This is a genomic window from Vibrio sp. CUB2 (assembly GCF_001557945.1).
In the GTDB taxonomy this organism is placed as follows: Bacteria; Pseudomonadota; Gammaproteobacteria; order Enterobacterales; family Vibrionaceae; genus Vibrio; species Vibrio owensii.
The window spans coordinates 129522-144566 of record NZ_LNRB01000004.1; the positions used below are offsets into that span (position 1 = coordinate 129522).

Here is a 15045-nt window from a genome sequence, read left to right on the forward strand (position 1 = left end):
GCCAAAAAGTTTTAACTGATGCCGAATAAAAAATGACAGAAACGTGACAATGTTAATTTTTCTGTCGCCAATATCTCGGTGCCTAGTTTTTGACGCTATCGTTAGCTTAGTCATAACCATCTGAATAATTAATATTTTATATGAGTCGGAAAAGTATTGTGCCAATTGTTCAACGTTATTTAATCTTATTTTTGTTGATGTTTTTACTCCCTGTCCAAGCAATGGCAGCAGGGGAAATTGAAATATCTTTCAGTCCAACTTCAGGAACTTACTATGAAAATGGAGAAGTGATCACTTACTCCATCGAAGTAAGAAATACGACGATTACCACCATAAGCGACGTTTCAGTAACGAACGCTATTTGGGATGTGATGTCGGGGACCAACAAAGCATTTAGCAAGGTAAGCATATCGGATACCCATACATTAGGAACCGACCCCGGAAGTTACACATCAAGCAACAGTAACCTCGATGTAACCGGAGCAAACCTCTTACCCTTGGGGCGCATCACCTATCAAATAGAAGCGACGGTGACTGACGATGCGGCAGGAAATATTGTTCTCGGCAACACAGAGGTGAAAGGAACGGTTTCCGGCACAGAAACGACTTTTACGAACACTGATACGATTACTTATACCCCAGCAGAATACGATTACACGCTAGACGCTTTTGTCAGCCCAACAGAATATGATGTTGGCGGCACACTCACTTATACACTCACGGCGACGAACAATGGCACGTTTACCGTCAAAGGGTTAGATATCGAACAGGAGTTTGCGTCTTTAACTGGTCAAAAGCTAGATGGTTCAACTGGTAATGCATTTAGCAACGTGAGCATTAGCGCGGTTGCGTCGTCGGGAAGTGATGCGGGATCATTTTCGACAACCGGAGACTTATCTGTCTCGGATGCTGAAATTTCAGTGGGTGGCTACATCACCTATACGATTCAGGCAACAGTTGCTGCAGATCTTGTCTCTGACATTCAAACGCAAGCAACGTCAACGACTCGCTCTGGTACAGTTGACAGTAATGAATTAACGACACCACCAGCCGACCCTAATATCACACTGGAACATAAGCTCAACTCAACATCGCCATACCTGATTAATGGTGAGGTGGATTTTGAAGTGAAGGTGAGCAATACCGGTGGCGCGATTGCCCATAATTATCATGTAAAACAGAACATTAAAGACCTAATTAGCAGCAATGGTTTAGCTAACAATTTATCTCCTTCTTACAACAACACCGATGTGGACGGTAACCCCTTCACGACTTGGGATATCACGGTTTCAAGCATTGGCAGCAATTCTCTTTCGACTTATCAAGGCAGCGCGCAAACGGATGTCGATTTTGACGATACCGTTTCTATCTACCCGGGTGAGTCGATCACTTACCAAATTAAAGCAACCCTTACACCAATCACGATTGGCACCTTGCAAGGTTTTACTGCATCGGTCACAGATGATTCTGGGTCTCTGGTCAAAAGTACGAGCATTTCAGACACAGTTGATGCGGAAAAAGTACTAAGCGTAACGGACTCAGATATCTCGATTACCAAAACAACCTCGGCTTCTGAATACGTACCGGGTGGTGATATCGAGTACGAGATCACGGTGACCAATGGCTCTTCAAAATATTTCGCTAACAACCTGTTAGTGCAAGACAACCTGACCTGTGTGATGACAGAACAAGCGGGTGGAGCGGGAGATGGTCAAGCCTTTGAAAAATGGAAAGTCGAAGTCATTTCCGGAGAAGATTCAATTGGTTCAGATCCGGGGTCTTTTGGTTATAACTCTTGGACATCCAGTCCAATTACTTTGACTCCAGATATCGCGCCTGGTCAAACCATCAAGTACAAGTTAACTGCAAAAACCAACGAGACCAGCACAGGTCTTATATTGGATGATAGCTTGAGTTGTTCTAACGATAACGTCACTGAAGAAGGCTCGGGTGTTCAAACACCAGATGACAACTTGCGCGCAAGTAAAGATGTAGATAGCCGTTTTTATTCTTCTGGCCAGACTCTTACTTACACCATTACCGTGACGAATGACGGTGATGGTTTTGCAAACCAAGTTCAGGTGCTAGATGACCTTAATTCAGTGAAAACAACCGATATCAACGGTAACGAGATCAATGCTTATTCAAATTGGACGATCACCGCTGAAGCGTTTAAAGACGATGGTACGCCAGCGACGGCTTCAAATACTGGCATCTCCGGCGAGATCGATTATCCCGATAACTTAAATGTGATAGCAACGCTCCAGCCTCACTCCTACATTGAATACACCATCGTTGCGGACACTAACCCGATTGCTAATGGCCATATTTCCAACCAAGTAACGGTTGATGGAACCGTATATGCCGACCGAGGCTCTGACCCTCGTGACTTTGCGATTGAGCTAAATAAACGTGTTAAGACCAATACCGACTCAGGTTTTCATGGTGAGCAGACGGCTTACTCTAAGCTGGATACTGAGGTCACTTACCAAATCAGCCTGAAGAACGATAAAGAAAACGGATACGCGACCAATGTTGCTGTAAAAGATGCGCTTTCTAGTATTACGGCCAATGTACTAGAGCCAGATAGCATGACCAAAAAAGTCTTCAGCTCTTGGACGATCAGCGCTGAGATCATCTCGGATGATCCTCAACTTGATGGAAACCCTGCTTATACCGATGTTGGTACTTTTAGCGATAACACGGATCTAGATACTACAGCACAAATCCCACCCAACGTTGAAGTGTTGTATACCATCGTAGCGCAGATTGATCGTTCTAATGAAGACGAGATCATATACTCTCGATTCGACAATACCGCAGAGATCAAAACACCAGATTCTACGGTTCAGTCATCCGCGTCTGATACCGTTATTGTTTACCCTCACGATCCAAAAGTGATTGTGGCAAAAACAACACCAGATGATGCTTTTGTTCCGGGACAATGGGTTAACTTTAAAATCACCATTGTGAACACGGGGCCAGGTTATGCGAACGAAGTACGTGTCACAGATGACATCAAAGGTCTAAATGCATTCTCGGAATGGGAAATAACTTCGTACACGGATTCCAATAACACACCTTTTAAAACAGGCAGTTACGCTGGTGAAAAGTCGGGCTATCCAAACAATGGAAACATTGATAGTCGCATCGATATCGACCCGAAAGTGAATGGGGTAGAAGGTTACGTAGTTTACAATGTGAGAGGTAAAGTCAAAGACGATTACGTCGAAGATGAAATCTCGAACACAGCTGAAATCTACGATCCCTCGACCAATCTAAACCAATCCTCTTCTGCAGAAATTGGTGGGACGAGCAGTGAAAAGCTGAACGTTTCGATTCTAAAAACCGCTGACAAAGTCCGTTTTGTCCCAGGCGATGACGTCACTTATGAGATTCGTGTCTTGAACAATGGCGCGAATGTCGAAAATGGTCTTAAGGTCGTTGATTTGCTGACAGAGATTCGCTCTGTTTTAGCGAACGACAAAGACAACCAATACGAAAACTACCCTGATCAATCTCCGTTTGAATACTGGCAGTTTGATTTCGATGACGGTGGCGGCTTTCAACCTCAAACTACCGAAGACTTTATTTACCCACCGGGTGCAGCTTCTAACACAATGACGCTTGAACCGGGTGAGCTTCGTACTTTCCGAATTAAAGCTCACGTAAAAGACAACGTTATTGGTTCTCAAGATTCAATGGGGAACCTAAACGACAAAATTGAAAACGACGCTTACGTATATCGTGATTTTGGTGAAGTGACCGAAGAATCGCACGTTTCTCACCATGAAATGGAGCGCGCTTTCAATGGTGGAGACGTAGTACGAAAACTATTAGTAAATGGCGTAGAGTCTCGTTTCTACTCTCCGGGCGATACGCTTACCTATCAAGTGACAGTGTCTTCGCAAACTGGTTATGTCAACGATCATGGTGTGAATGAAAACATCACCGGCGTGACGACTCAGTTGCTTGATGGTTCATTAGCGACGCCGTTTGACACTGGCTTTACGGTTGATGTTTCTAAAGATGACTCAAATGGTGGTGACGGCACAACCGACGGCACATTAGATGGGACAGTTGAAGATAACAAAGATATTGCGACTACGATCGACGTTGCAGGTGGTGATTCCGTAACGTTCGAAGTTGAAGGCGTAGTCCGTGAAGACGCGACAGGTACGATTACTATTGGCGGCATCACGGTGATTCCAAACAGCTATCATCTGGCGTTCTCCAAAACGGTAGATCAATCAAGCTATGAACCGGGGCAACCCCTTGTTTACCGTCTAACGATAGAAAACGATGGTAAAGGTAACGCTTACAACATTCCTGTTATTGACCGATTGTCTAACGTCAATGTCGAGCTTGTCGATGGTTCAAGTGGTAAGGCGTTTGATTCTGGCTGGACTGTCGAGACGAGTATTGTTAGTGGAAGCGCTAAAGCGATCGTCGATTTAGACGGCACAATTGCGAACAATGCCGACATCAACACACATGCTTCAATTCCTGCTGGCACCAAGATCGAATACAAAGTGACAGCAAAAGTGAACGACAATGCTGTTGGTAACATTCTTAACTTGCTCGTGGTGGATGGCGATACCGTTAGTGCCGAGACAAAAGCATCCGCCGAAAAATACGACTTTTCTAAACATGTCACGAAAATCTATGACCAAGATGGTACGACTGAGCTAAGCGGTGGCTACACCCCTGGCGGCTACATCGAATATGAAATTTCGTTGAAGAACCTGAACAACGTTCACATCAATGACATGCCAATTAAAGATGAAATTAGCAAGGTTCAAACACAGTATTTTGGTGGCGGAACTGGTCAAGCGTTTGATTCATGGACAATCACGACAAGTGTAGACACGAGTGGTATCAGTAATGCTGGCACAGTAACCAACAACAGCGACATTGATACGACATTCAACCTAGCCGCGAACGGTTTTGCGACAGGTGGAACCTTCGTGACCTACACGATCAAAGCGAAGATCAGTGAGCAAGCTGTTGGTCAAATTCTCAACGTTGCTGTCGTTGATAACAGCCACAACCTCCCGGCTGAACCGGTCAATATGCTTCCTGCGAAAATCTCGAAAACGCATAAAGCGTACACAGACACGACGCTAGCAACACATAAAACGACCTACAACCATACGACTGATGGTGAGAAGATCGTTTATCACTTACGTATTGAAAATACAGGTAAAGGCTTGGAATACAATAAGTCTCTGCAAGAATTGTTTTCAAAAGTGAAAGTTCGTGTCGCGCAAAATGCCGCAGGCGAATCAGATTCCCAGACTTTAGAGGCATTCCAGCAGTATGGTTGGACGGTTTCTGTAACGACATCTGGAGAAGCAACCACAGACATTGGTGGCTATGCGGGTGGTGCTGGTTCAGACATCGATATTCCGACACTATCAATTGCACCGGGCGGTTGGATTGACTTCGTTATGGAATCTCAGATCCGCCAAGATGCACTTGATCAGATTGTCGTGAAACCTAAATACAACGGTTCTAACTTCAGTGCAGCAACAGTGACGCCAGAAGGCAGCAACCTTTCGGTAAACAAAGAAATTGTTTCTATTGCCGGAAAATCCTACGTTGCCGGAGATACTTACAAGCCTGAAGACGAAGTCATTTACAAATTTACGGTAACCAACACTGAACCAGTATGGCGTGACCAAACCGTTATTCAAGATATCGTCTCTAACGTTCGCGTTGAGGTGATCGGTGGAACGACGAAAGCTGCGTTCTCGGAGACGAACATCTCCCATGCCTTTACTTCAACAGGCACAACGGGAACACAAGACACTTACATCGAATCTTATGATGCAACCGATGATCTTGACCTGTTAGTCGATATCGCCCCAGAAGAAGTCATTGAGTTTACGGTTACCGGTAAAGTTCGCCCAGACGCACTTGGTGATATCGATGGCAACACGGGTAAAGCTGGCAATCAAAGTGATACCACTGATGTAATTCCACCAGTTGTTCCTGTACTAGATTTTGAAAAGTCTGTTTTGAGCACGACGGCAGATAGTGGCACTTGTACCTTCCCATCAACCACGGGCACTGATTGTCACTACAACCCAAATGGCCAAGTTCAATACCAAGTTAGCGTGACCAACGTGGGTGACAGTATTACCAATGGTGCAACGATTGTTGATGAATTGAATACGATTAACACTTCTGATGGCAAACCTGCATTCCAAGATTACAGTGTGGCAATCGTAAGTGCGCCTGATGCAGACCGTTTCTCTATTACGGGTAACTACCAAGGAACTGTACCACTAAATGCTGCATTTGATTTGATGCCAGGTGATACGGTTGTGTTTGAGATTGATGGCACAGTTGCAGCGGACGCGACTGGGACAATAACCAACGTCGCCAAAGTGAACGATGTCGACAGTAATGAAGTCGTTCTTGACCCTGGTACATCAAGTCTTATTGCTCAGAAATCCACAGATACACCAACGTATACACCGGGCTCTGAAGTTCGCTACCAAATGCGTGTGCGCAACGAGACTGCCAATAATGAGCTAATTGATATCCGAGACATTATTAGTGACTACAAAGTTGAAGTCGCTGATGGCTCAGAGCAAGTTGCTCTAAAAGACTGGACGGTCAGTGCTCAAGTCATTACTGACGGGAACCCAGCTTATACCGACATTAGCAACCTAAACTCCATTGCACCAAACACCGATATTGATGTGACGGTTCAGATGGGTGGTAAAGCGGCCGATGATACTTACACAGAAATCCTGATCGAAGTTGTTGGTCATGCACGTGACGATGCGGTCGGGGAGTTTACTAACCAACTTCAAGGTAAGTTGAGTTCAGGCACTACGTACTTTAGCTATAACCTGAAAGAGAAAGTGATCGTTCCAGAGCCGGGCAGCTTAACGGTCACCAAAGTCACCTCAACGACTCCTGCGATTTACCATCCGGGCGATACCATCGGTTACGACATTGAGGTGAAAAATACCGGTACAGGTTATGCGACCGATGTTCTGATTTCAGACCTTTGGAAGACGATTCGTACTGAAAAAGCAGGGGCGACATTGCCTGTGCGCGCGTTTGATTCTTGGTCAGCAACATCTGTGAGTGTTGATGGTACAGATCCAACGCTGACTCAACCAATTGCGGGCTCTGAGGTGACTGGCGACAATGGTTATCAGATTCGTTACAACATTCACCCAGATCACACGGTGAAACTTCATGTCGAAGGTGTTGTGAAAGACGATCTTGTTGGCGACATTACCAATACGGTTGAAGTTAGTGATTCAAGTGGTACTCAATCGGCCGATGCGACTTATGTGGCTGCGACGGCTGATTTAACGGTCGAAAAAACGGTCGACAAGAGCCAATACGAATCTGGTGATACCCTCACTTACACCATCAAAATAGAAAACACGACGGCGAACTGGGCAAGTGATGTCGCGGTTAAAGATTTAGTCAATGACATCACGTCTACCAGTGTCACTGGTGCGACAGTGAAAGCGTTTGAATCCGGAACCATCTTCTTCGATGCGGCCTCTCAAACTGGCGATACTAAGTTCCCATCAGCAACGGGTGAATTCCTAGATGGTAGCTTGGACATCGGTCCAAATGATGTGGTGACGTTGACTGTTGAAGGTGAGCTTGACCCTGAAGTCGTAGGTGACGTGACTAACCAAGTGGAAGTCACTTACAACGGTGCAACAAAAACAGCAGAGGCAACCAGCACCGCGAAGATCCCAGATTTAACCTTCACCAAAGAGCCTATGGTCGAGTTTTATAGCCCTAACCAAGCGGCAGGTTACATCCTGAAAATCGTCAACGAAGGCAACAGCTACGCGAATGACATCAATCTAAAAGATGAAATTGGTGCACTAACCGTCGATACCGTTGATGGCTCAGTGAACCAAGCCTTCCTGCAATGGGCTGTTCAGTACGTGACTGGAAGTTCATTGACTACGGTGGATGCTAACTCACTCGTTGTCGACAAGGACATTGATTACAACATCGACCTCGCACCGAACGACACCATCACTCTTTACGTTATTGGCTTAGTCAATACAGAAGCGACGGGTGACATTGTTAACACCGCAACGTTGAATCACAACAGTAAAGACGTGACGGCAACAGCAACATTGAAACCGCGTCCGGGTGATATCGTTCTGGAGAAAACTACTGATGAACGTTACTACCAACCGGGTGAGTTCTCTACCTTCCGAGTCAAAGTGACCAACAATGGCTCGGGCTTTGCGGCGGCTGTGAAAGTTGAAGACATCATTTCTTCGCTTGAAGTAGAAACCTCGGGTGGTGCGATGGAAGCAGCGTTGAATGATTGGACGATTGTGACCACGAAAGGCGACCCACGCACCAATATCGAAACGGTACCGGGACCAAACGGTGACATCTCTACCAACCTTGATATTGCACCTGGCGACACGGTTGAATTTGCTATCACAGGTACAGTCAACAGCAGTGCGGTAGCCAACATCGTTAACACAGCGACGGTTGAGTTTGGCGGTGCGACTACCGATGCAACGGCAACGCTAGAAACCCTACCTGAAGAGGTTTGGATAGAGAAAACAGCCGAATCGCCAATTTATATTCCGGGTGAGGAAGCGGTGTTCCATGTTCGCGTTTACAACGGTACTGATGGCTTCGACAACGACATTGAGCTCGATGACATTCTGTCAGGTATTAAAGCGGTCAATATCTACGGTGTAAATGAACGTGCTTTCGAGAGTTGGAAGATTGAGACGACTAACAATGACAGTCGAACAACCATCACGCCAATGCCAGTTGATGACCAAGATATCCGTTCGGTGATCGATATCGCGCCACATGACATTGTTGAGTTCACCATTACGGCGAAAACCAATCCATTGGCAGCGAGTGAAATCACTAACACGGCAATTGCAGACTTAAACGGCACCACACAGCAATCAAGTGCAACGATTCAACCTCAATCGCAAGGTATCTCTATCGAGAAAACCGCTGACACTGAGTTCTACATTCCGGGCAAAGAAGCGACGTTCCGCGTCAAAGTAAAGAATGAAGGTACGGTGCCAGCAACAGACGTAGAGGTGAAAGATGCCATCAGTGACCTTGAAGTGGTTCGCTTAGATGGCACGACAGTCAAAGCGTTCGACTCGTGGCGTATCGAAGTGAACAAGGGCAGTTCCGATACTGATATTACCAATATTCCGAGTGTAAATACGGACATCGATTCAACGCTGACCATTGCAGCGAATGATGAGGTGGAGTTCGTTATCACGGGTTTGGTGAATCAATACGCAACGGGTGAGATTGAAAACACCGCGAGTGCAACATTCCGTGGTGAAACACAAGAAGCAAGCGCGATGCTATTGGCGATGCCAGAGTCGGTCAAGCTAGAGAAGACCGTCGATGATGAGTACTACCGTCCGGGTGAAAACGTCACTTACCACGTGGTGTTAAGTAATGAATCTGGCTCGTTTACCGAAGAGATAGTACTTAAAGATCTTATCTCAGAGTTGAAGGTAAATACGATTCACGACACCGAAGCGCCAGCGTTTACCAGTTGGAGCATGACAAGCTCATACACTGATGACCGCACCATCGTCTTACCACAAATTCAGGGCGACAATCTGGACGTGAATAGCCGTGTGATTATTGCGCCAAACGATAAGTTGGACATTGAAATCACAGGTGTTGTCAACGCAGATGCGATGGGAGAAATCACCAACCACGCGTATGCCTACGACAAGTCAGAAAGCGATGTTCTGGCGGATGATTTCGCAACTATCAAACCACTGCCGATTATTTTGTCGGTGACCAAGGTGGCAGATAAAGCGGAATACACCAACGACGACGATGAGATTACCTTCACGATGACGGCCACCAACCGAGGCTCTGCAGATGCAGAAAGCGTCAACCTGTTGGATGAAATCGATAAGCTTATTGGTAACAACGGCAATCCATTGTTCACCACATGGAAAGCGACCATCACTGAGCTCAAGTCTGGTGTGGTGGTTTCTGTCGATTCAGATAGCAATGTCGATTCAAACCACACTATGAAGGCGTACCAAGGTAATGAATACGAAATCGTAGTGACGGGTGAAATTAACCAAGGCATTGATGACAACTTTACGAACGTCTTTACCGCGAAAGCATCGACAGGTGAAGTCGCTTCCGCCAACGTCACGATTAAGGTTAAGAAGCAAGCTTACAACGAAGGCATGCTGAAAGTGACCAAGGTAGCGAGCAAGTCAGAGGCGAGCGTCGGTGAGGTAGTCGAATACGAAGTCGTGATTACCAATGAAAACGACAACCCATTCACGGGTGTACGTTTGGTTGACCGCTATCCGGGAGGTTTTGCTTACATCCCAGACTCGACTGAGATGGTCAACAGTGGTCCTGATGGCGTATTTGATACCTCGGATGACATCCAAATCACCGTAGAGCCAACGAAGACCAATCAACTGTTCTTCGAAGTCGGCGACATGAATATTTACGGCAAGGGCGATTCGAAAACCGCTGATGCTGTTCGTATCCGCTACCTAATGCGTGTAAGCGTTGGTGCCACTTTTGGCGTTTACACCAACACCGCATGGGCTGAAGCGCCACCGGCAGAAAGCTTCTCGGCACAAAACACCACGACCAACTATGTTGTGAAGTCGAACCTCGCCAGTGCAACGGTTGAAGTCATGCCAGACAAGGTATTCGATACCGCTTCAATCATCGGCAAGGTGTTCGAAGACCACAACGGTGACGGTTTCCAAGCAGACGCAACGGCAGATGACATTTATATCGATGTAGACCTTGCCGCGGGCGATTACGTACCGGGCTCAACCTTTATTACTCAAGATGGTGTTGAAACCCAACTCAAAGATGTGAAGGTGAAACACAAAGGCCAAGACGTTGTTATGTCGAGTGTGGATAAAGGCTATGAAGTCGATGAGCTGTACGGCCTATCTCGTAACCGTACCCTCGAACACAGCAACAAAGTGGTGTTCCAGTTTAATACTCGAACTCGCCAAGGTTTCCCGTTCAAGGTGACAACGGATAACGGCACGCACATTGAGTTCGATAAGCAAGGTAACGCGATTACCAAGCACAAAGGAGATAAGAAAAAAGGTCTGTCGGCAGAGAATATCGACGTGGTGAGAAACCTCTACCGAGATGGTGATATGTACTTATGGGAAATCATCGTAGAGAACAAAGGACTTTACGAAGACGGTATCCCAGGTGTTCGACTGTTAACGGTTGAAGGCATCATCATCGAGACAGACCAATATGGTCGATACCACGTTCCAGATCAGTGGGTGTTGAATAAAAAAGGTAAGCAGTTCTTGGTCAAAGTCGACACAGACTCGCTACCGACAGGCATGACGGTGGTCAGTGAGAACCCGAAAGTACGCCGAATCACACCAAACAAACTGACGAAATTTAACTTCAGTATTCAAAGCAGTGGGGATGATTAACCGTTCGCAGTACAGACGCAGGCTGGGCCAGTTCCAGCCATCCACTCAAGCGGTTAAGCAGGATTATTATGATTAGATTTAGACAATCAAAACTGACAATGTGTATCGCGGCTGCGTTGCCGATACTTTCGTACGCGAAAGACACCAGCCAATTGGAGAAACTTGACAGTGACTCACTGGGTATTGAAGTAAAAGCTCACGAACAAACGGATAACTCGCGTATCTACCTAGACCAAGGTGCGATTTGGGTAAGCCGCGACATCATGCGATTTGACCCAGTTCTCGACCTGAGCATTAGCAGTGATGTTGAAGTGAAAGACGGCAAGCCATTGCAAGAGATGAGCTTCGCTATTACAACCAACTTCAGCTACTACGTAGACCATTACCAACTGGAAGTCTTCCGTGGTGGTGACCGTGGCTTGGTTGACCCTTTAGCAGTGGTTGAAGGTCAGCAATTTGCAAACGATTTCAACATTGTTTGGGATGGCACGACCGACCAAGAGTATCAATTTGAATCCAACACACAGCTGTTGTTCCGTTTAAAAGCCTTCGATAAAGACGGCAACATGGACGTGACGACGGTTGGTGTGATTGACCTTGTCGAGCCAGATTCTGAAGTCGATATCGATAAGAACGACGGTGAAGAAGAGCAAAGCCGCAAGCTCGGCAAAGCTCAGTTGATGCGTCACAACATTCCTACCTCTGCTGGTCTGGCTAGGTTCATGGGTACGGGACTAAAAGGCGTTGATAAAGTCGTGATTGGCGAAGACGAGTTTGATGTGGAAGAGGGCGAGTTATACGCAGAACAATACTTGCCAGCAGACGCTTACTTGTTCCCAACTCGTGTGGTATTCGACAGCGGCGAAGAGCGTCGCTACCAACTGTACGTGCGTATTCCTGATGAGTATTGGGTACAAGCAGGTCTTGCGGATTTCTACATCGGTAAAAACAAAGTGACGGGCAACTCCGCCGCATTAGCTGTCGACGAGCAATACCAAGATGACATCTATAACCAAGGACGCTTGGCGTACTTTGGTCAGGGTAAATTTGGCGACAAACTCAGAGTTACCACTCACTTTGATACTAAAGAGAGTGACGTGCGAGACATGTTTAAGAACCCGTTTGCCTCTGATTCTTCCAGCGTATTCGACATTCTCGAAGACGACGATGAGATGTATTACGGCAACTATGGTGACAGCTCCAACATCTACAAAGTAGTGAACACCAAAGGTAAGGTTTACCTCAACGTTGAGTACGACAAATCCAATGTCTTGTGGGGTAACTACAACACTGGCATTACTGGCACCGACAACAACGATTACAACCGTAGCTTATACGGTTTCAAAGGGGATTATCGTACCCGATCAACCACTAAATTTGGTGAAGATCGTCTAAACATTGTTGGCTTTGCGGCTGAATCTGATTCACTCTTTGCTCACGATGAATTCCTAGGCACTGGTGGTTCGTTGTACTTCTTGCGTCATGGTGAAGTGGTACCGGGCAGTGACAAAGTGATGGTGAAAGTTGTCGACCCAGACAGCAGCATCACAGTGCAAGAAATGCCGCTGCAATCGGGGCGTGACTATGAAATCGACCCGTATCAAGGCCGCATTATTCTGACCAGACCGCTGAACAACATCATTTCGGATAACTTCGGCACGGTCATCAACGATCAACCAGCATCTGGCTATGACAACTACCTTTCGGTGGACTACGAATACGTTCCCCAAGGCAGTGACGCGCTTGACGCAATGACTGCTGGTGGTCGTGTGAAAGGTTGGGTGAACGACTATATTGGTGTGGGTGCTAACTACCAAACCGAAGAAAAAGACAACCAAGATTACGAAGCGTACGGCACGGACTTAACCTTGCGTGCATCTGAAGGGACGTACTTAAAAGCCGAATTCGGACACAGTAAAGGTCGCCAAACCGATTCCAACTACGTATCTTTCGATGGCGGCTTAACCTTTACTCCGATTGGTAGCAACGCGGAAGATCGTGAAGGTGATATCTACCAAGTGAAAGGGGTGATGAACCTCTACGACTTAGCACCCAACGTATTCTCTGCGGTGGGTAACGACGTTAAAGCTTGGTACAAATCCAAAGACGCAGGTTACAGTTTTGCTAGCCAAGATGACGACTTAGAGCAAGAGTCTTACGGTACTGAAATTCGTTTTCAAGCCACTGACCGAGTTGCTGTGAAGACGCGCTTTACCTCGGTTGAGGAGCGTGAATCCGATGGTGATCTGCGAACCGATACTCAGCAAGCGGAATTGGAAACCCAAGTTAAAGTCACCAAACACATCAAGATCTCAGCAGCGGGTAAACAAGTTGAAGAGCTAAACAACCAAGATGAAAAAGGCAAAGGGACGTTAGCGGGTCTGCGTGCTGACTACATCTGGGACAGCGACAACAACGTGTACATAAAAGGCCAGAAAACCGTAGGCCAAACCGACGAATACGACGAGAACGACAGCGTTACGCTAGGTGGTGAAACCCGCATCCTAGAAGACTTTGTGGTTGGTGCAGAATACACCACGGGTGATCGTGGTGATGCGGCAGAAGCAAGCGTGACGTATGACGTAACCGAAGATTACAGCACGTACTTAACCTACGTAGACGACACATACGAAGGCAAAAACAACGTGATTGTCGGGCAACGTGCAGATCTGACTTCAACCGTCGATTTCTACCAAGAAAACCAATTTGTAGATGAGAACAACGGCAAAGGTCGTATTGACTCGTTTGGTTTTGGTTACGACATGAATGATGACATCGACATGGGCATCGGCTACCAAAAAGGCGAAATCGAAGACGACCAGAAGATCACCACAGAGCGTCAAGCCGTGAGTGTGAGCACTTCGATTGATGTAGATGACGTATTGTTCAAGAACAAAGTCGAGTACCGTGTCGACAAGACCGATGATTCCGCAGATCCAGATAAAAAACGTGTCGACCAGTGGGTGACGACCAACCGTTACACGCACCATCTAACGGAAGAGTACACTTTGTTTGGCAAGTTCAACTACTCACGCTCAGAAAGTAAATCGAGCGATAAAGTGTTGGCTCGTTTTATTGAATCCACTGCAGGTTTAGCATATCGCCCAATCTACAACGACCGTTTGAACGTTCTTTCTCGCTACACGTATTTGGTGGACTTCGACCAACTTAACCGCGATGTGGATTACAAAGATGAAGAAAGCCACATCATCGAAATCGAAGGTATCTACTCGTTGGATGCAAACTGGGATTTAGGCGCGAAATACGCTTATAAGGACAAGCATGAAATCTTCACTCGTCAGTCAGGCGAAGACATTCCAGTCGACAGTAAAATTTCTCTCTACGGTTTGAGTGCCTCTTACCGTGTTATGAAAGATTGGGACGTGACTGGTGAGTACCACTGGAAGACGGACAGCACCTACGACGAGCTAGAGCAGGGCGCATTGGTTTCGGTTAACAAACATTTGAGCGACAACTTCAAAGTCGGCGTGGGTTACAACTTCTCAGGCTTTGATGGCAACCTAGCGAATGATGACGATTACGACGCATCAGGCGTGTTCATTAACCTAGTTGGTAAGTTATAAGAGGG

General features: G+C 46.5%; 2 protein-coding genes. Both read left to right on the top strand.

The window, feature by feature from the left end; genetic code table 11:
* Window positions 1-197: 197 nt before the first annotated feature.
* The gene (locus ATB78_RS07590) at window positions 198-11456 is read left to right on the top strand and encodes a DUF11 domain-containing protein (protein WP_240537379.1); all 11259 of its coding nucleotides are present in this window, start codon (window positions 198-200) and stop codon (window positions 11454-11456) included.
* 68 nt (window positions 11457-11524) lie between these two features.
* Entirely contained in the window at window positions 11525-15040 is a 3516-nt protein-coding gene (locus ATB78_RS07595; protein WP_061008277.1) for a hypothetical protein, read from the top strand.
* Window positions 15041-15045: the final 5 nt, after the last annotated feature.

Bases quoted from the DNA above. Each gene is read 5' to 3' on its own strand.
- ATB78_RS07590 (WP_240537379.1), top strand. From the start codon at position 198: ATGTTTTTACTCCCTGTCCAAGCAATGGCAGCAGGGGAAATTGAAATA.
- ATB78_RS07595 (WP_061008277.1), top strand. From the start codon at position 11,525: ATGATTAGATTTAGACAATCAAAACTGACAATGTGTATCGCGGCTGCG.